This window comes from Ruegeria sp. CH10 (assembly GCF_056537125.1).
Genome location: NZ_JBQFQY010000002.1, coordinates 140,904 through 158,379, shown reverse-complemented (window position 1 = coordinate 158,379; position 17,476 = coordinate 140,904). Strand labels below are relative to the sequence as shown.

Below are 17,476 nucleotides of genomic sequence, written 5' to 3'. Positions count from 1 at the left end.
TCTTTGCGCCACCACATTGAAAATGCTCGTAAATTACAGATTCTGGCAGGGTGTGCCGTGTTAAGTTCCAATATGTGTGAACTTATTCATACTTCGGCTGAATAGCATTGACGTAGGGTCACCACATTACAGAAAAGGAGCATACCATGAGTGGTTCAAAATTCCTTCTCGTAGCGTCGGTGATCAGTGTTTTTGTTTTGGCGGCCTGTTCCGGGCCCGGTCACTATCCAGTTTCGGGAATGCCTGCGTCGTCCAGTGATCCGGTGATGGATATGGATGTTCCCGGCATGGATATGGGGATCGAGGCGCGTTAAAGCACCTTACTCATCAGCATATAGCGATCACGTGGTTTGAACCCTGTGCGCAGGTAGAGGTTCTGCGTGGCCGCGTTGCTGCGGTCGACCTCAAGATGCAGCGCTGTCAGCCCCGCGCCCGCAAGGGCCTTGGGCAGGTCCAGCAGCACTTCGGTCGCGATACCACGGCCCCGGACGGCAGGTCGGATATAGATCTCGTCCACAAAGCCGTCCATGCCGCCAAACTCGACCGACCAGCCAAAGGTCAGCACGATATAGCCCAACGGGGCCCGTCCGGGCCCGATCAGGTAGACACAACCATGTGGTATCCCCTCAAGCAGGGGGGCCAGCGCGTTGCGGGTACGATCCACGTCCTGTTCGATGCCGGTTTCGGCATGGAAAGCTGTGACCAGCGCCATCAGGCGGTCCAGATCGTCAGGACGGGCAAGTTTCAGTGCGGCGCTCATAGGCGGGCCAGCCTTTCTGTCAGCAGGTCGAAAAAGCCATCGGCGTCAATTTCGCCCATGAACATGGCGTTGGGTTCATGCGGCGTGACCCGCCACCAGTCGGCAACGGTCATGCCCATGGTCAGCTCAGATTGGGTTTCGATCTGAACGTTGATGTGACGGCCTTTGAACAAGTCCGGGCGGATCAGATAGGCGGTCACGCAAGGATCATGCAGCGGCGCCCCCTCAGAGCCGTACTTTTCCTTATCGAACCGTTCGAAGAAATCTGTCATCTCGGCGACCGCGTGGCCGACTTGGGAATTCAGCGCGCGGAAGGCATCATTGCGGTGTTTCGTGACCAGCGCGTCATGGGTCACGTCAAGTGGCATGACGACAATATGTACGCCAGATTTAAACACGATTTCAGCGGCTTCCGGGTCGACGTAAATGTTGAACTCAGCCGCTGGTGTGATGTTGCCGACCTGGAAATACGCGCCACCCATCAGGACGATTTCCTGTACTCGGTCGATGATGTCAGGTGCTTTTTGAAAGGCGGTGGCGATATTGGTCAGTGGCCCCAGCGGGCACAGCGTCACCGTGCCAGGCTCATGCGCGCGCAGCGTGTCGATGATAAAGTCTACCGCGTGGCCGTCGGCCAAAGCCATGTCAGGGTCAGGCAGCACGGGGCCGTCCAGACCGGTCTTCCCATGTACATGTTCTGCCGTGACCAGATCGCGGTTCAGGGGGCGGTCACACCCTGCGTAAACGGGGATATGCGTATGCCCGGCCAGCTCGCAGACAATGCGGGCGTTTTTGGCGGTCAGTTCCAGCGGTACGTTTCCGGCGACGGCGGTGAGGCCCAGAACCTCGATCTCTTCGGGGCTGGCCAGCGCCAACAGAATGGCAACGGCGTCGTCCTGACCGGGGTCGGTGTCGATGATGATCTTGCGGGGCATGGTCGTCTCCGGGGTCTTGAAGCGCGGACACTCGCAAGTGTCACCGCGCTTGTCCAGCGGTTTCAGCCCCCGGTCGCCGCATCCACAGGCGGGAGTTTGCCATTGGCGCGATGCTCTTCGGTCTTCACCTCGTCCCACAGGGCATCCATCTCGGCCAGATCGCTTTGGCTCGGTGTTTTGCCACGCGCGGCCAGTCGCGCCTCGACCTGTTCAAAGCGGCGGGTGAACTTGGCGTTGGTGCGACGCAGGGCGGCCTCGGGTTCGATCCCCAGATGTCGGCCCAGGTTGACGATGACGAACAGCAGGTCGCCAAATTCATCCTCAAGCGCGTCGGCATCCATGTTGTCGCGGGCCTCTTCCAACTCGGCGGCCTCTTCGGTGATCTTGGCAAGCACATGGCTGGCATCGGGCCAGTCGAACCCCACGCGGGCGGCGCGTTTCTGCAACTTGTGCGCGCGCAGCAGAGCAGGCAGGTTCGCGGCCACACCGTCCAGCGCGCCTTTCTGCTCCTTGCCCGCGCGTTCCGCCGCTTTGATGGTTTCCCAGTCCAGCGTTTGTTGTTCTGCGGACTTGTCGCGGGATTCGTCCCCGAACACATGCGGGTGGCGGGCCACCATCTTGTCCGACATGGTGCGCACCACGTCCTGAAAGGTGAAATGCCCCGCTTCTTCGGCCATTTGCGCGTGAAAGACCGATTGGAACAGCAGGTCGCCCAGTTCGCCCTTTAGCTCATCATACGCCTCACGCTCGATGGCATCGGCGACCTCATAAGCTTCTTCAATCGTATAGGGCGCAATGGTCGAGAAATCCTGTTCGATGTCCCACGGGCAGCCGCTTTGCGGGTCACGCAGGCGGCGCATGATTTCCAGCAGACGCTCGATCCCGGCGTCACTGTCGTGGATCAGAGGATTTTCGGCCATTGCGAACCCTTTCGTTCCGGTGTCAGATGCATCCATTCCGCAGTCCCGATCAGGAGTCCACCCCCGATGCCCGTCGTCAACCGAATTGCCGATTTCGCCGCCGATATGGCCGCATGGCGCCAGCACCTGCATTCGATCCCGGAATTGGAGTTCGACTGCTTTGAGACCGCCGCCTTTGTCGCCGATCGCCTGCGCGAGTTCGGGGTGGATGAACTGCACGAAGGGATCGCCAAAACCGGCATCGTTGCGATCATCAACGGGCAGGCGGATGGGCCCACGATTGGCCTGCGCGCCGATATGGACGCGCTGCCGATCCCCGAGGAGACGGGTGTGGACTATGCCTCGACCAATCCGGGCAAGATGCACGCCTGTGGTCATGATGGGCATACTACGATGCTGCTGGGAGCGGCGCGCTATCTGGCTGAGACGCGGAATTTTGCAGGCCGCGTAGCGCTGATCTTTCAGCCGGCCGAGGAAGAGGGCGGCGGCGCGGGCGTGATGGTCGAAGACGGCATCATGGACCGGTTCGACATCGCGCAGGTCTATGCCCTGCACAACGCGCCGGGGTTGCCCGAGGGCGCGTTCTATACCACGCCGGGCGCGATCATGGCGGCGGTGGATACGTTTCACGTTTATATTCAGGGCGTTGGCGGCCACGGGGCCATGCCGCATGAGACCCGCGATCCGGTGATGGCCGCTTGTGGCATCGCGCAGGCGCTGCAAACCATCGTCAGCCGCAACCACCATGCGCTGGACGATCTGGTGGTCTCGGTCACGCAGATCCACACCGGCACGGTCAACAACGTGATCCCCGACACCGCCTATATAAACGGCACCGTGCGCACCTTTGACCCGTCGGTTCAGAAAATGGTGATGGAGCGGATGGAACAGATCGTAAAGGGGCAGGCGGCATCCTACGGGGTTAAGGCGTGTCTGGAGTATGAGGTCAATTATCCTGCCACGATCAATGATGCGGCCAAGGCCGGGTTCGCAGCGGATGTGGCCCGCGAAATCTCGGGCGCAGATAACGTGGTCGACAACATGACCCGCAACATGGGGGCCGAGGATTTTTCGTACATGCTGAACGCGCGACCGGGGGCGTATCTGAACCTGGGGCAGGGGGACAGCGCCGGGCTGCATCACCCGAAATACAATTTCAATGATGAGATAGCACCGGTTGGCGCGTCCTTCTTTGCGCGCATCGTGGAAAAAGCGCAGCCGCTGGGCTGATAAGGGACAGATATGGGACTGGAAGACGCAAAAAATCAGGTCGATGAGGCCTTTACCAACCCCGACCTCAAAGGGTTGTCGTTTGAAAACACGTTTGGCGGGGCGACCTCGTTCCTGCGGAGGCTGTATACCAAGGACCTCAAGGGCGTGGATATTGCCGTGACCGGTGTGCCGTTCGATCAGGCGGTGACCAACCGCCCCGGCACCCGGCTGGGCCCCCGCGCGATCCGCGAGGCCAGCGCACTGCAATCGCCGGATGCCCCCTATGGCTGGCCGTTTGATGCGCTCAGCGAGCTGGCGATCGTGGACTATGGCGATGTGGCCTACGATTATGCCAATATCCCGGCCTTTCCCGATACGCTGACCGACCATATCCGCACCATTCTGGCAGCCGATGTGGCCTCGGTTGCGTTGGGCGGGGATCACTATATCAGCTTTCCGATCCTCAAGGCGTATGCTGAGAAATACGGGCCGATGTCGCTGCTGCAATTTGATGCGCATACTGACACCTGGGCCGATGACGACATGACCCGGGTGGATCACGGGACGATGTTCTACAAGGCGGTGAAATCGGGGATCGTGGACCCGAAACGCTCGGTTCAGGTCGGCATTCGCACCACCAATGAGGACACTTTGGGCGTCAACATCATCGACGCGCGCGAGGTCTACGAATCCGGCCCCGCCGCTGTGGCGCAAAAGATCAAAGGTATCCTTGGCGACAGCCCGGTCTATCTGAGCTTTGACATCGACGGCCTGGACCCGGCCTTTGCCCCCGGCACCGGCACGCCGGTGTGGGGCGGGCTGAGTTCAATTCAGGCCCAGATCATCCTGCGGGACATTGCCGGGATCAACATCAAGGGCGGCGACGTGGTCGAGGTTTCTCCGCCCTATGACACATCCGGCGCGACGGCGATTGCCGGGGCCCACGTGGCGACCCAGATCATTTGCCTATTGGGGTGGAACAAGCTGCAGCCTTAACCTTTGGTTAGTCATCTTTCCGGTATCAGTTAACCCAAAAGACCGGACGGGAGAGATACGGGCATGACAGAGTTTAACCAACCCATCAGCGGCAATGATTTGGCGCGGTTTTCGGGGCCGAATACGTTCATGCGGCTGCCGCAGGCGGATACGCTGGCGGGGCTGGATGTGGCCGTTCTGGGCATTCCGCTGGACATAGGAACCTCGTGGCGGTCCGGTGCGCGGTTGGGGCCGAAACATATCCGCAGCGAAAGCGCGATGATCCGGCCCTACAATATGGCCAACGGGGCCGCACCGTTTGATCACCTGCAGGTGGCCGATATTGGCGATCTGGCGATCAATACCTTCTCTCTGGCCGACAGCCTGAAGATCATCAAGGAAAGCTATGATGCCGTTCTGGCGCAGGGCGTGATCCCTGTGGCGATGGGGGGCGATCACTCGATCACGCTGCCGATCCTGCGGGCCATCGCGGCCAAGCGCGGGCCGGTTGCGCTGGTGCATGTGGATGCCCATGCGGACGTCAATGACGAGATGTTTGGTGAGCGTGAGACCCACGGCACCATCCTGCGCCGCGCTTATGAAGAGGGGCTGATCGTTCCCGATAAGACCTTTCAGATCGGGTTGCGCGGATCAGGCTATGGGGCCTCGGATTTCTCCGAGGCGCAGGGATGGGGGTTCCGTCAATTCTCCGCGTGGGAGCTGTGGCAGCAGAACCTGACCGAGATCGGCTCACAAGTGCGCAAAACTGTGGGCGATCACCCGACCTATATCTCGTTCGATATAGACAGCCTGGACCCGTCATTTGCCCCCGGCACCGGCACGCCCGAGATCGGCGGCCTGACCACCCCGCAGGTGCTGCAACTGATCCATGCGATGGCAGGTCTGAACGTGGTGGGCTGCGATCTGGTCGAGGTCTCTCCGCCCTATGATCCCACGGGCAACACGGCTTTGACTGCCGCGAACCTGTTGTTCGAACTGCTGTGCATCCTGCCCGGAGTGACGTGACGACAGGGGCCGATGCGCCTTGCCGGGGGCCGCATTCCGGCTAGGGTGAGGTCAAAGATTGGGGTTGGGATGATGAAAATGCTTCTGTGGCTGATCGTGGCGGTGGTTGTGGCCGCAGGTGCCTATATCCGGCTTGCGCCCTCTGACCCCGCGCAATGGCACATCGGGGTTGCGAACGCGTCGGATGTGGACATGCAAGGCGGCGTGGTGCGTATCGTTGAAACCGGGCCGGACGGTCTGGCGCGGATAGATGCCCTAGCACGGGTCACCCCGCGTACCTCGGTTCTGGCTGGGTCGGTGGACGAGGGCATGATCACCTATATCACACGCTCCAAGGTGATCGGTTTTCCGGATTACACCACTGTCTGGCAGGATGGCGACACCCTGCGCATCCATGCCCGCCTGCGGTTCGGACGGTCAGATTTTGGGGTAAACCGTGACCGTGTTGAGGGGTGGCTGGCTGCTCTGTAGTCGTGAAGATAGGCAGCCCTGGGATACTTCGCGCCACATGGGCACGTTCAACGACATCTGGCACTGGGCGGTGAACATGCGGCCGTCGACCTGCAGGCAGATCATCTGACCCAATTCGATGCGCGTGCCGGATTTATCGGTGCAATAACAGTCCTGAACCTTGCCTTTGGGGCCGGTCACATCGGCCATAGCAGGGCCTGCGCAGAGCAGGAAAACAAGTACCAAACATCTCATGCGCGGCAGCTTAGCACAGGGACGGGCCTTGACCAAAGGCTTCGGATGATAGACACCGCGCGGATGATCCCCGAAGAACGCCTTGAACAGATCACACAGCGATTCCAGTACCTCGAAGCGGCCATGGCGGATGGTGCCTCGGGAGGGGATATTGCGACCCTTGCCAAAGAATATTCCGACCTCAAGCCGGTGGTCGATCAGATCATGGCCTGGCGTCAGCTGGTGGCCGATCTGGCCGAGGCCGAGGCGATGCTGTCCGACCCAGATATGAAAGAGCTGGCCGAAGAGGAAATCCCCGACCTTCAGGCCCGCATCCCCGATGCCGAGCACGCGTTGCAACTGGCGCTGTTGCCTCGGGACGCAGCCGATGCGCGGCCCGCGATGCTGGAAATCCGTCCCGGTACGGGCGGGGATGAGGCCGCTCTGTTCGCCGGTGACTTGCTGCGCATGTATCAGCGATATGCCGAAGCGCGCGGCTGGCAGTTCGAGATCATCGAGGAACAGGCCTCGGATCTGGGCGGCATCAAAGAGGTTGTGGCCCATATCAAGGGCGACAATGTCTTTGCCCGGATGAAGTACGAATCCGGTGTGCATCGTGTGCAGCGGGTCCCCGAAACCGAAAGCGGCGGGCGCATCCATACCTCCGCCGCCACGGTTGCGGTTCTACCCGAGGCCGAGGATGTGGACATCCAGATCGATGCAAATGACATCCGCATCGATACGATGCGCAGTTCCGGCGCGGGCGGGCAGCACGTGAACACCACCGACTCGGCGGTGCGGATTACGCACCTGCCCACCGGGCTGGTTGTGACCAGTTCCGAGAAATCCCAACACCGCAATCGCGAGATTGCGATGCAGGTGTTGAAAACGCGTCTTTACGATCTGGAACGTCAGCGGATTGACAGTGAACGCTCGGCTGATCGCGCCAGTCAGGTGGGGTCGGGGGACCGGTCCGAGCGGATCAGGACCTATAACTTCCCCCAAGGGCGGATGACGGATCACCGCATTAACCTGACGCTGTACAAGCTGGATCAGGTGATGCAGGGCGATCTGGAAGAGGTCATCGATGCCCTGACCGCTGATGATCAGGCGCGTTTGCTGGCGGAGATGGCGCAGTGATTGCCGCCCTGACAGCGGCGCAGGCTATGGTCGCGGCCACCGCGCGCCTTCGCGCGGCTGGTGTTGATGACCCGGCGCGGGATGCGCGTGTTCTGCTGGCCCACGCGGCTCGGATCGAGGCCAGCCGAGTCACCCTGATCGCGCCCGAGGAGCTTTCGCCAGAGATTGCCGAACGCTATGACCAGTTGGTCTCGCTGCGCGCCATTCGCGTGCCGGTGTCGCATCTGTTAGGGGAACGTGAATTCTATGGCCGCCGCTTTCGCGTCAGCCGCGATGTGCTGGACCCGCGCCCCGAGACCGAAACCCTGATCGAAGCTGCGCTCAGCGAACCGTTCGACCATGTGCTGGATCTGGGCACCGGGTCCGGCTGTATCCTGATCACTCTGTTGACCGAGCGTGGCAGCGCCTCGGGCGTAGGGGCGGATCTGAGCGAGGCCGCTTGTCTGCAGGCCAGCGCCAACGCGGTGCAGCATCGCGTTCAGGGACGGGCCGAGATTTTGCGCTCCGACTGGTTTGAAAACATTGAAGGGCAGTTTGATCTGATTGTTTCCAATCCGCCTTATATTTCACTTGCGGAAATGGACGATCTGTCGCCCGAAGTGCGCGAACATGAACCTCGCATGGCGTTGACCGATGAAGGCGACGGGTTAGGGGCCTATCGTCATATCGCGGCATCGGCCCCGGATTTCCTGATCCCCGGAGGGCGCATACTGGTTGAGATCGGTCCGACCCAGGGGCCAAGCGTAGCAGGTCTGTTCAGCGCGGCTGGGCTGGTGGGTGCGCGCATCATTCCCGATCTGGACGGCCGCGACCGTGTTGTTTTGGCCAGAATGCCGTGATTCCCGGGGCAGGTGAGGCCGAAAAGCGCCGATTGATGTAAAAAAGCTGCGAAATTTTGGACAAACCTCTTGTCTGGACACGCAGGACATGTTTACTCAGAGTTAGTCGGAGAGGTTGACGCTGGTTCAGCGGGCCCCTGACGCCAAGCCCAAAAAAGTCGACATCGCGTGACGGCTAGTGCCCTTGAGCAGTGCAGGACGCGACGTGATCGACACCGTATGACAAGGCTGACGTAAAGTAAGATGAGATCTTCCAAATCCCGCTCACGGGCCAAGAATAACCGCAATCGTCCTTCTGGCGGCAATGTTGTTAACCGGGTTTTTGACAGCTCGGGTCCCGAAGGCAAGGTGCGTGGCACGCCCCAGCAGATCATTGACAAGTACAACCAGTTGGCGCGCGATGCCCAACTGTCGAATGACCGCGTGGCGGCTGAAAACTTTCAGCAACATGCTGAACACTACCTGCGCATGCTGAGCGAAGCGCAGCGCGAGATCGAAGCGCGCCGCGAAGAGCAGGAACGCCAAAACCGCGAACGCCAGGCCGAGCGTGACCGCGAACGCGCCGAACGTCAGGAACGCGAAGCGGCCCGTCAGGCTGATCCTGCCGAGGCACCGCAGCCCGACGTGATGGATTTCGGAGCCGGGGCTGCTGCGCCTGAATCGGGTTTGGTTGAGACACCGGAAAGCAAAGGCAACGCGCCCGAAGCGGATGCTGCGCCTGAGAAGAAAGAAAAGCCCGCCCGCCGCCCGCGTGCCCGCAAGCCCAAAGCGGCACCGGCGGAAGAGGCCCCCAAAACCGATGGGGACGCGCCCGAAGCGGCTGAGTGAACGCTGCGGTAAGAAATGCCAAAGCCCCGGAGTTTTTCCGGGGCTTTTTCTTTGGCTCAGGTTTTCTTTACTTCGCGGGCCAGCGCGCAGAACGCCTCAAGCGGGACCTGTTCTGCACGTTCCGTCGGCTGGATGCCGGCGGCCAAAAGGCGGTCTTCGATATCCGGGGCCGTGCCCTTTAACGAGGCGCGCAGCATCTTGCGGCGTTGGTTGAACGCGGCGGCCACAACGCGCGACAGGGTCGCGGCATCCGCAGGATAGCGCGGTTCGGGCAGGGCGGTCAGATGGACCACGGCGCTTGAGACTTTGGGGGGCGGCGTAAACGCACCGGGCGGCAGGGACATGGCGATCCGGGCCTCGGCCCGCCATTGGGCCAAAATCGCCAGACGACCATAGGCTTTGCCGCCCGGCTGGGCGACGATCCGCTCGGCCACTTCGCGCTGAAACATAAGCGTCAGGCTTTGCCAGAACGGTGGCCATTCCGGCGGGGTCAGCCAGCGCACCAACAGTTCGGTGCCCACGTTATAGGGCAGGTTGGCCGCGACGCGGATCGGTGGGGTCAGATGCTCAAGCGGGTTGATTTCCAGCGCGTCGCCATTGATCACCTCAAGCTGGCCGGGATAGGCGGCGGCGATGTCGTTCAACGCAGCGATGCAGCGGGTGTCTTTTTCCACGGCAACAACCCTGCGCGCGCCCTCAGACAGCAGCCCGCGGGTCAGACCGCCCGGACCGGGGCCGATTTCCAGCACGTCGCATTCGGTCAGGTCCCCGGCCTGACGTGCGATCTTGGCGGTCAGGTTCAGATCCAGCAGAAAGTTCTGACCCAGAGATTTGCGGGCCGACAGCTGGTGGGTCGCGATGACCTCGCGCAGAGGAGGGAGGGTGTCTATGGCGCTCATGATGGTCTACCGTGGCGCGGTTTGAGGAGATGCGCCAGTTTTTTGCCTCCGGCGGGGATACTTTCAGACATGTGAAGGGTCATGCGCTTTGCGCCATGCGTTGGGCCAGCTTCAGCGCCTCGATCAGACTGGTGGGGGTGGCGATGCCTTGTCCTGCGATGTCCAGCGCGGTGCCGTGATCAGGCGAGGTTCGGATGAAGGGCAGACCCAGCGTAACGTTCACGCCCCGGTCGAAATCCAGCGTTTTGATCGGGATCAGCGCCTGATCGTGATACATCGCTATCGCCGCGTCATAGCGCGCGCGTGCGGCGGCGTGAAACATCGTGTCGGCAGGGTGAGGGCCGTTGGCCGTGTAACTGTCACCGGGCAGGTCCGCAATCAGCGGGGCGATCCAGTCAAGCTCCTCATGGCCCATCTTGCCGCCTTCTCCGGCATGGGGGTTCAGGCCCGCAATGGCGATGCGCGGATGGGCAATGCCGAACTGGCGGCGCAGCCCTTCGGCGGTGATCGCGATCGTCTCGCGCAGCAGGTCCGGGGTCAGGGCCGAGGGGACCTCGGACAGGGCGATATGAATCGTCGCGGGCACCACGCGCAGCTGATCACTGGCCAGCATCATCACCACCCGGTCGCGGTTGGCCAGCGCGGCCAGAAACTCGGTATGGCCGGGATAGGCAAAGCCCGCGCCGTCAATCAGCGCCTTTTTGTGGATCGGCGCGGTGCACAGGGCCGAGGCCGCACCGGATCGCACCAGCGACACGCCTTGTTCGATGGCGTCGATGACGTAGGGCGCGTTCGCCGGGTCAGGCTGGCCCGGAAGGTTTGGGGCCGGAAACTCCAGATGCAGAACGGGCAATGCCTTGGCGCTGGCCGTGGTCGCCTCAGACGGGTCTGAAATACGCGCCACAGGCGTATCAGGCGGCAGATGTGTTGCGTCGCCTATGTAGAAAAAGGGGCAGCTATCCCGCAGGTCCGACCACGCTTTGGCTGCGATTTCCGGGCCGATACCGGCAGGCTCACCGCAGCTGAGCGCGATCGGTGGCATCATTGTTCCACGATATTCGCTTCGGCGCGCAGCTGTGCCAGTAGGCTGTTCGAGAACGCTTCGAGACGCTGCTGGGTCAGCGCGTTCGCCACATCCGCGCGGCTGGTGTCTTCGCCCATGTCGCGGGTGCGGGTGCACAGCATCAGGAACATCAGCGTTTGACCGTTATTGCTGGTCAGGGCGGTGGACACTTCGTTCAGGTCCAGTTTGGCAAGCTCCAGCGCCACGTCGCGCGGGATTTCGGAAGGGCTGGCCTGAATGCGTTGCAGAACGTCCTCGGGCTGGTCTTTGGCCAGACCGTAGAGATCGTCACAGGTGTCGATCTCTTCGCGCAGGCGGGTGGCCTCGGCCAGTGTGTCAGCACTGCGACCACCGGGCAGGTGATAGATCGCGTAGTCAATCTCGGAGAAGGTGGTGTTGCTTGTTGCAACCTCGCGCAGGCCCCGCATCTGGAACAGGGCGATGGCGTTCGGCAGCGACAGGGGTTGGGTGATGTCGCCGTTCTTCAAGCCGATGATCACGGGTTGCAGAGCAGGTGGCAAGTTCGACAGATTCAGCCATTCCAGACGCCCGCCGTTTTCGCGGGTGGCGGCGGCGGAATACTGGATCGCCGCTGAGGCGAAGGCATCAAACCCTTCGAGTTGCGAGATTTCTTCGGCCAGCAGTTCCGCCTGCGCAACGGTTTGCTGGTTAACGGGAATGATGATTTCGGACAGCAAAACCTGAAGACCGCCGCCATCGGTCTGACCCAGGGCCCGGTTGATTTCGTCTTCTGTCGGACGTGCCTGCGACAGGAACCGCGCGCTGATATAATCGCGCCAGACCAATTGGTCGGCAACAAAGTCACGAACGGTTTCCTGATCGACGCCCTGATCGGCCAGCAGCTGCAGGAACTGGTCACTGGACAGCTGACCGCGGGCTGCAAATTCATCAATGCCCACCTGCACGTCTTCGGGTGCGACCTGAATGCCCGCTTCGCGCAGGACCTGACGACGTAACCTTTCGTCGATCAGCGCGTCGCGCACTTCTTCTTCGGATGATCCTGGCGCGCCCAGAGCCGTCAGGAACTGTTGGCGCTGGTTCAGCTCATACCATGTAATGCTTTCCTGATTGACCTTGATCGCCGGCGAAAACAGGCTTTGGGCCTGTGTCTGTGGTGCTGTCAACGCGATCACGACACCGACAAAGACCGGGGCGACCGGTTTAAGCCAACCGGAGCGAAGGAAACTGGAGAAACCTGTTGTCAACTGCATCTTCTCTTGAACTGTTGGCCGCCACCTTCGACGGAGTATCCCGTCAAGGCCACGGTAAAGCCGAATTCTGTCGAAGGCTCAATACTTGATGAGGAAGTAAATCGCCTGCTGACATTCATGTTAACCTGTACGCATTCATTGCGGTACGTGACACCCAACCCATAGCGGATGGGCTCAGATTCGCTCAGGTCATAGCGCGCCAGAGCGTTTGTGTTCCAGTTCTGATCCACTTGGTAGCGCCCGGTCAACCTGATTTCTGAAATCTCGTCATCAACATTTTCGTCCGGGTCCGGTTCCTGCCAGACATAGCTGCCTGCGACGGCGGCTGTCGGGCGGCGCCATGCGGCGCGCAGCTCGGCCTTGGCAAAGCTGAAATCGCCGTTCAACAGGCCGCGCCCCGCCAGTGACCAGCCATTGGCTGTTTCAATCTGGCCCGCCAGCAGCAGGTCGGAAGCGGTGCCTTGCAGCCCCGATGTCAGGTTGAAATCTGGATCGGCATCGGCGCGAAAGACCTGACCGATGGTGGCCAGTGCGCGCCAGTTATTGGCCGCGTATCGCGACCAGTTCACCCCGACGACCCCTGTCAGACCGTCTTCGCGCCGGTCAGGGGCGGGAAAGCGTGACAGGGACAGCAGGTTGCCCTGATCGAACTCCTGAAACGTGCTTTCATCATTGGGGACATTGTCATCGGTGACATGGGTCCAGCCAATCTGGGCGATCGGCTCCAGAATCTGGGTCGCGCCCGTCTGTTCGCGCCGCTGCATCGGATAGCGCAGCGTCAGCGCGGCCCTTGGGGTGGCGCGCGTCAGCTGGCTTGGGAATTCACTGTCATTGCGAATGTTGAACGTGTCGACCGAAGTGCCGATGCGCGCCTCGGCCCTCAGACCCGAGGCATAGGTCCAGTTGCGCAGCCATTCCGCGTCAAACGTAGCGCGGGCCACGTCACGGCCTATAATGTCTTCGTCGCTTGTACGCTCATGGGCGTGGGTGATGAAACCCAACCGGACCTCTCCACCTACAGCGGTCGGGAACAGGCGTTTCTGGTAATAGAGGTCAAACACACGCGACGGGATTTCATCCTGATCCTCACTGTCGCGCAGCGACTTGAAATGAATAAAGCTGGTGCGGAAAGCCGTGTCGCGTTTGAACCGTTCCAGCGCGACCTCACTGCGCAGCCGATCCACATCGGGCAGGCCGTAATCGGCCAGATAGGCATCATCCGATGTGGTTCGGATATTGAACGTGAACCGGTAACCGTCATTCAGGTTGTACCAGCCATTGGCAAACAGGAATCCGCGATCCTCGCCGGGTTGCAGGTCGTCGCGGGTATAAGCGCCGTTCAGCGTAATCCGGCCCCGTTTGAACGCCTGGCGATAGCGCAGCCCCAGCGTTTTGGTGCGGGATGACACGTAAGGGGTCACCGTCAGGTCTTTGTGATCGCCCAGCTTGATAAAATATGGAACCTGCAGGCCGGTGCCCAATTGCGACGTGGTGCGCAGCGAGGGCACAAGAAACCCGGTCGCGCGATCCAGCGTCGGGTCGGGAAGACGCAGATAGGGGAAATAGAAGACAGGCACATCCAGAACGCGCAGCTGTGCGCCTTCGAAATACAACTGCCGTTCCAGCTGATCATGCGTGACCTTGCGGGCGCGAATCTGCCAGATCGGCGGTTTGCCATTGGCGCAGACATGGCACGACGTGGCCGAGACTTTGCTGAGCTGCGTGTAACGCCCGCCCGCGCGCGTCGCCTGAACCGAGGCGATCTGCACCTGCTGATCAAACACCATACGGGCCCCGATCAAAAGCCCGTTCTGAATGCCATCATCCAGTTCCGCCGAATCTGCCAGAATGGTGGTGTTGCCTGCCTGATCGATCCGGATCGGACCTTCCAAAGACAACGCGCCCGACTCGCGATCAAAGGTGATGCGGTCGGCAGAGATTTTGACATCGCCCTGAAAGGCTTCGACATTGCCCTCGGCCACCAAAAGGCGTTCCGGTGTGATGAAAATCTGATCAGCGACCAGCAGGGCAGGCTGGTCCTGTTCCTGCGCGTTCTGAGCCGGTGTGGGTCCGGGCTGGGCCTGTGCAAGGGCCGCGGTCGGCAGAGCCAGCGCAACCGCGCCGGACAAAAGTAGCTGAGAGAGACGCCGCATCAGCCATCCTCCGCATGTAGCAAAAGCCCAAGGGACAGAAGAATGGCGGCAAAGGGCGGGGCCCAGGCTGCGACGAGTATTGGCAATTGACCGTTTTCCCCGAGTATTTGGGCAAAGTTCCGAACGAAGTAGATGGCAAAGCCCAGCAGAACCGCGGACAGAACCGCGATGCCTGTGCCGCCAAACCGCACATGGCGCATTGTAAACGCCGCCCCGATCATCACCATCGAGATCAGAAAGATGGGCCGGGCAAGTTCAACCTGCAGCCAGACTTCGTATTGTTTGGTGGTAAACCCGGCCTCTTTCAGATCGCGGATTAACTGCGGCAGGTCATAGACCGACACCAGCCCCTGTTGGGTCAGCGTGTCCAGAATGCGCTGCCGGGTCAATGTGGTCGGGATTTCGATTTGCTCATGGAACCGGGCGTCGCTTTCCGGGTTTGCATCATCGCGCAAAGACCAGATCTTGGCGTTGTTCAGCACCCAGACCCCATCCGACAGCCGCGCTTGGTCGGCCACGATCTGCTGGGTCGGTTTGCCGTCCGGTGAAAAGTCGATGATCGTAACCCCTGTGAGTTCCAGATCATCCGAATTCGTCGTGCCACGCGCATGGATCACAGATTGCCCGCTGGCCGACCCCTGCCGCAGCCAGACCCCTTCGCTGGTGATCGACAGGGCAGATTGTTCCTTGTTTTTGTACAGGCTGGACAGCCGCCAGTATTTCTCGGACGTGGCCGCCGCGATGGGGTTCAGCAGCGCAACCGCAAGGGCCCCGATGAGCAGCGCCAGCGTCACTGGTGCCAGCAAGGCGCGAATACCCGACCGTCCGATGGCGCGTGTCACCACCAGTTCTGAACTGCGCGCCAGCCCGACAAACAGCGCAATGGTGGACAGGATCACCAACAGGGGCATCATTTCGCTGATCGCGGCAGGCGTATTCAGCAAGGTTAGATAAAGCAAAGTGCCAAAGGACAGGTTTTCACTGTCGAACCGGCGGGCCTGTTCCACCAGATCGATCAGAATCATCAGTGTCAGAAAGATGCCGCCGATGACCAGAAAGCTCTGAATGAACCGGCGGGCGAAATAGCGGTCGAGGATCACGAAAGCGCCTCCACCAGTTGGGCGTGACAGGCGGGCTCTGCGGTGGCGGGGGCAGAATCACAAATGCCCGCGCGGATGCGCAACGGCTTATGCCTGCCCTGTCTTGCCAACGTGCTCTCCCCCGATCTTGCCGGAATTTTTGGGGGACTGTACTGCAATTGAAGCGCGGGGAAAACTGCTATCTGGTCAAGTCGCGCAGCGCGGGCTAGGTCTTGGGGAGCAGATTTTCAGGAGTTCGCAATGAGCAGTTTAATCCCGATCCAGTTTCAGGCCTTTGATGTGGACATGATGGCGCAGGCCGAAGGGCGTGTTGTTGTCGTGCTGCCACCCGAGGCAAAGATGGGGCCTGCTGTGCGCCGGGCCAACCGCCTGACCCGCGGTGCGGTCGCTCGTCTGATCGAAAGCGACCGGTTCGAAAAGGTTAAGCCGGGCGATGTCGTGTCGCTGGCGTGGCCCAGCGGTATGGCGGCCGAGGCACTGGATATTCTGGTTCTGCCCAAACGCCCCGACGCGGCCGAGGCGCGCAAGGCCGGGGCCAAGCTGGCCAAGCTGGCGGACAATCAGCCCCTGCTGGTCATGGCCGGAAATCAGGTCCGGGTCGAGGAACTGGCGCTGGGGATCGCCCTGCGCAGCTATGATTTTGATGCTCACAAGTCCAAGGATGCGGCTGAGGTTGGCGCGGTCACCATCGCCCACCAAAAAGCCGATGAGGCACAGGCCGCCTTTGCGCCGCTTTATGCCATCGCGGACGGTGTGCGTATGACGCGTGACCTGACCAATGAACCGGCCAATGTTCTGACAACCACCGAATTCGCCGATCGTCTGGATGAGATGAAAGAGCTGGGCCTTGAGGTCGAAGTGCTGGAAGAGGACAAGCTGGAAGAGCTGGGCATGCGCACGCTGCTGAGCGTCGGGCAGGGCTCGGCAAGCCCCTCGAAGGTTGTGGTGATGCAGTGGAAGGGCGGCGACAAGGACGACGCGCCGCTGGCCTTGGTCGGGAAGGGTGTTGTGTTCGACACCGGGGGGATTTCGCTGAAACCTGCGGGCGGCATGGAAGACATGACAATGGATATGGGCGGCGCGGGCGTGGTCGCGGGCACCATGCGGGCGCTGGCCAAGCGCAAGGCCAAGGCCAATGTGGTCGGGCTGGTCGGACTGGTGGAAAACATGCCCTCGGGCAATGCCACGCGTCCCGGCGATGTGGTCAAGTCGATGAAGGGCGACACGGTCGAGATCATCAACACCGATGCCGAGGGCCGCTTGGTTCTGTGTGATGTGATGTGGTACGCGCAGGAACGCTTCAGCCCCGTTGGCATGATCGATCTGGCCACCCTGACCGGTGCGATCATCATTGGTCTGGGGCATGAGAATGCGGGTGTCTTCTCGAACAACGACACGTTCTGCGACGCGTTCCTGAAATCGGCCAAGGCCGAGGATGAGGGCGCGTGGCGGATGCCGCTGGGCGATGCCTATGACAAGATGCTGAAATCGCGCATCGCGGATATGAAGAACGTGGGCGGGCGTCCGGCGGGCTCGATCACGGCGGCGCAGTTTCTGCAACGGTTCGTGAAAGAGGAAACCCCGTGGATTCATCTGGATATCGCGGGTGTCGCCTCGGTATCGTCGGAAACATCCTATGCGCCCAAAGGGGCGACCGGCTGGGGCGTGCGTGCGCTCAGCCGGTTTGTGCAGGACAATTTCGAGTAAGCA

At 61.1% G+C, this 17,476-nt stretch carries 18 protein-coding genes; 9 read left to right on the top strand and 9 right to left on the bottom strand.

Features of this window, described 5'->3' with window-relative positions:
• Window positions 1-146 precede the first annotated feature (146 nt).
• Window positions 147-314 (top strand): hypothetical protein, encoded by a 168-nt coding sequence (locus ACRZ94_RS07060; protein WP_480651737.1) that lies wholly within the window; start codon window positions 147-149, stop codon window positions 312-314.
• Here the strand turns inward: ACRZ94_RS07060 and ACRZ94_RS07055 are convergent.
• The 3 genes from ACRZ94_RS07055 to mazG all read right to left on the bottom strand — a co-directional run bounded on the left by ACRZ94_RS07055 (window position 311) and on the right by mazG (window position 2,615).
• Window positions 311-760, bottom strand: coding sequence for a GNAT family N-acetyltransferase (locus ACRZ94_RS07055; protein ID WP_480651735.1), 450 nt, complete (start codon window positions 758-760; stop codon window positions 311-313). The two genes, ACRZ94_RS07060 and ACRZ94_RS07055, sit on opposite strands and share 4 nt — an antisense overlap.
• On the bottom strand, window positions 757-1,695 hold the full coding sequence (locus ACRZ94_RS07050) for a nucleoside hydrolase (protein WP_480651733.1): 939 nt from the start codon (window positions 1,693-1,695) through the stop codon (window positions 757-759). Before ACRZ94_RS07050 ends, ACRZ94_RS07055 begins: the two co-directional genes overlap by 4 nt.
• Before the next feature lie 62 nt (window positions 1,696-1,757).
• Window positions 1,758-2,615, bottom strand: coding sequence for a nucleoside triphosphate pyrophosphohydrolase (gene mazG, locus ACRZ94_RS07045; protein ID WP_480652874.1), 858 nt, complete (start codon window positions 2,613-2,615; stop codon window positions 1,758-1,760).
• Between the two features lie 66 nt (window positions 2,616-2,681).
• On the opposite strand from mazG, the gene ACRZ94_RS07040 reads away from it, so the two are divergent.
• The 4 genes from ACRZ94_RS07040 to ACRZ94_RS07025 all read left to right on the top strand — a co-directional run bounded on the left by ACRZ94_RS07040 (window position 2,682) and on the right by ACRZ94_RS07025 (window position 6,299).
• Window positions 2,682-3,845: a M20 aminoacylase family protein gene (locus tag ACRZ94_RS07040; RefSeq protein WP_480796990.1), complete on the top strand. Its 1,164-nt coding sequence runs from the start codon at window positions 2,682-2,684 to the stop codon at window positions 3,843-3,845.
• 12 nt (window positions 3,846-3,857) lie between these two features.
• Window positions 3,858-4,823, top strand: coding sequence for an agmatinase (gene speB / locus ACRZ94_RS07035; protein ID WP_480796989.1), 966 nt, complete (start codon window positions 3,858-3,860; stop codon window positions 4,821-4,823).
• A gap of 63 nt (window positions 4,824-4,886) precedes the next feature.
• Window positions 4,887-5,828 carry an agmatinase gene (gene speB / locus ACRZ94_RS07030; protein WP_480796988.1) on the top strand — a complete coding sequence of 314 codons (942 nt, stop codon included), beginning with the start codon at window positions 4,887-4,889 and terminating at the stop codon, window positions 5,826-5,828.
• A gap of 72 nt (window positions 5,829-5,900) precedes the next feature.
• Complete coding sequence (locus tag ACRZ94_RS07025) at window positions 5,901-6,299, top strand: DUF1499 domain-containing protein (RefSeq protein WP_480651725.1); 399 nt, start codon at window positions 5,901-5,903, stop codon at window positions 6,297-6,299.
• Here ACRZ94_RS07025 and ACRZ94_RS07020 read toward each other — a convergent pair.
• Entirely contained in the window at window positions 6,246-6,533 is a 288-nt protein-coding gene (locus ACRZ94_RS07020) for a hypothetical protein (RefSeq protein ID WP_480651724.1), read from the bottom strand. The genes ACRZ94_RS07025 and ACRZ94_RS07020 overlap by 54 nt on opposite strands.
• Window positions 6,534-6,596: 63 nt before the next feature.
• Here ACRZ94_RS07020 and prfA point away from each other — a divergent pair, with 63 nt between their 5' ends.
• The 3 genes from prfA (at window position 6,597) to ACRZ94_RS07005 (ending at window position 9,319) form a co-directional block, all read left to right on the top strand.
• A complete protein-coding gene (prfA, locus tag ACRZ94_RS07015; RefSeq protein ID WP_480652872.1) occupies window positions 6,597-7,652 on the top strand; it encodes a peptide chain release factor 1 in 1,056 nt (351 codons plus the stop codon).
• Complete coding sequence (gene prmC / locus ACRZ94_RS07010; protein WP_480651722.1) at window positions 7,649-8,491, top strand: peptide chain release factor N(5)-glutamine methyltransferase; 843 nt, start codon at window positions 7,649-7,651, stop codon at window positions 8,489-8,491. The genes prfA and prmC overlap by 4 nt, the downstream gene beginning before the upstream one ends.
• 243 nt (window positions 8,492-8,734) lie before the next feature.
• Window positions 8,735-9,319 (top strand): DUF4167 domain-containing protein, encoded by a 585-nt coding sequence (locus tag ACRZ94_RS07005; protein WP_480796987.1) that lies wholly within the window; start codon window positions 8,735-8,737, stop codon window positions 9,317-9,319.
• 56 nt (window positions 9,320-9,375) lie between these two features.
• Here ACRZ94_RS07005 and rsmA read toward each other — a convergent pair whose 3' ends face one another.
• From rsmA to lptG, 5 genes are all read right to left on the bottom strand, one after another.
• Window positions 9,376-10,218 carry a 16S rRNA (adenine(1518)-N(6)/adenine(1519)-N(6))-dimethyltransferase RsmA gene (gene rsmA / locus ACRZ94_RS07000; protein ID WP_480796986.1) on the bottom strand — a complete coding sequence of 281 codons (843 nt, stop codon included), beginning with the start codon at window positions 10,216-10,218 and terminating at the stop codon, window positions 9,376-9,378.
• 79 nt (window positions 10,219-10,297) lie between these two features.
• On the bottom strand, window positions 10,298-11,263 hold the full coding sequence (gene pdxA / locus ACRZ94_RS06995; RefSeq protein ID WP_480796985.1) for a 4-hydroxythreonine-4-phosphate dehydrogenase PdxA: 966 nt from the start codon (window positions 11,261-11,263) through the stop codon (window positions 10,298-10,300).
• Complete coding sequence (locus tag ACRZ94_RS06990) at window positions 11,260-12,513, bottom strand: peptidylprolyl isomerase (protein WP_480796984.1); 1,254 nt, start codon at window positions 12,511-12,513, stop codon at window positions 11,260-11,262. Before ACRZ94_RS06990 ends, pdxA begins: the two co-directional genes overlap by 4 nt.
• Complete coding sequence (locus ACRZ94_RS06985; protein WP_480651712.1) at window positions 12,504-14,666, bottom strand: LPS-assembly protein LptD; 2,163 nt, start codon at window positions 14,664-14,666, stop codon at window positions 12,504-12,506. The genes ACRZ94_RS06990 and ACRZ94_RS06985 overlap by 10 nt, the downstream gene beginning before the upstream one ends.
• Window positions 14,666-15,766, bottom strand: a complete 1,101-nt coding sequence (gene lptG / locus ACRZ94_RS06980; protein WP_480651710.1) for an LPS export ABC transporter permease LptG — start codon at window positions 15,764-15,766, stop codon at window positions 14,666-14,668. Before lptG ends, ACRZ94_RS06985 begins: the two co-directional genes overlap by 1 nt.
• Window positions 15,767-16,006: 240 nt before the next feature.
• Here lptG and ACRZ94_RS06975 point away from each other — a divergent pair, with 240 nt between their 5' ends.
• Complete coding sequence (locus tag ACRZ94_RS06975) at window positions 16,007-17,473, top strand: leucyl aminopeptidase (protein WP_480651708.1); 1,467 nt, start codon at window positions 16,007-16,009, stop codon at window positions 17,471-17,473.
• Window positions 17,474-17,476 lie beyond the last annotated feature (3 nt).

What these genes read in the sequence shown, in the direction of transcription:
- ACRZ94_RS07060 (WP_480651737.1), top strand. Translation starts at nt 147, where the DNA reads ATGAGTGGTTCAAAATTCCTTCTCGTAGCGTCGGTGATCAGTGTTTTT.
- ACRZ94_RS07055 (WP_480651735.1), bottom strand. Translation starts at nt 760, where the DNA reads ATGAGCGCCGCACTGAAACTTGCCCGTCCTGACGATCTGGACCGCCTG.
- ACRZ94_RS07050 (WP_480651733.1), bottom strand. Translation starts at nt 1,695, where the DNA reads ATGCCCCGCAAGATCATCATCGACACCGACCCCGGTCAGGACGACGCC.
- mazG (WP_480652874.1), bottom strand. Translation starts at nt 2,615, where the DNA reads ATGGCCGAAAATCCTCTGATCCACGACAGTGACGCCGGGATCGAGCGT.
- ACRZ94_RS07040 (WP_480796990.1), top strand. Translation starts at nt 2,682, where the DNA reads ATGCCCGTCGTCAACCGAATTGCCGATTTCGCCGCCGATATGGCCGCA.
- speB (WP_480796989.1), top strand. Translation starts at nt 3,858, where the DNA reads ATGGGACTGGAAGACGCAAAAAATCAGGTCGATGAGGCCTTTACCAAC.
- speB (WP_480796988.1), top strand. Translation starts at nt 4,887, where the DNA reads ATGACAGAGTTTAACCAACCCATCAGCGGCAATGATTTGGCGCGGTTT.
- ACRZ94_RS07025 (WP_480651725.1), top strand. Translation starts at nt 5,901, where the DNA reads ATGAAAATGCTTCTGTGGCTGATCGTGGCGGTGGTTGTGGCCGCAGGT.
- ACRZ94_RS07020 (WP_480651724.1), bottom strand. Translation starts at nt 6,533, where the DNA reads ATGAGATGTTTGGTACTTGTTTTCCTGCTCTGCGCAGGCCCTGCTATG.
- prfA (WP_480652872.1), top strand. Translation starts at nt 6,597, where the DNA reads ATGATCCCCGAAGAACGCCTTGAACAGATCACACAGCGATTCCAGTAC.
- ACRZ94_RS07005 (WP_480796987.1), top strand. Translation starts at nt 8,735, where the DNA reads ATGAGATCTTCCAAATCCCGCTCACGGGCCAAGAATAACCGCAATCGT.
- rsmA (WP_480796986.1), bottom strand. Translation starts at nt 10,218, where the DNA reads ATGAGCGCCATAGACACCCTCCCTCCTCTGCGCGAGGTCATCGCGACC.
- pdxA (WP_480796985.1), bottom strand. Translation starts at nt 11,263, where the DNA reads ATGATGCCACCGATCGCGCTCAGCTGCGGTGAGCCTGCCGGTATCGGC.
- ACRZ94_RS06990 (WP_480796984.1), bottom strand. Translation starts at nt 12,513, where the DNA reads ATGCAGTTGACAACAGGTTTCTCCAGTTTCCTTCGCTCCGGTTGGCTT.
- ACRZ94_RS06985 (WP_480651712.1), bottom strand. Translation starts at nt 14,666, where the DNA reads ATGCGGCGTCTCTCTCAGCTACTTTTGTCCGGCGCGGTTGCGCTGGCT.
- ACRZ94_RS06975 (WP_480651708.1), top strand. Translation starts at nt 16,007, where the DNA reads ATGAGCAGTTTAATCCCGATCCAGTTTCAGGCCTTTGATGTGGACATG.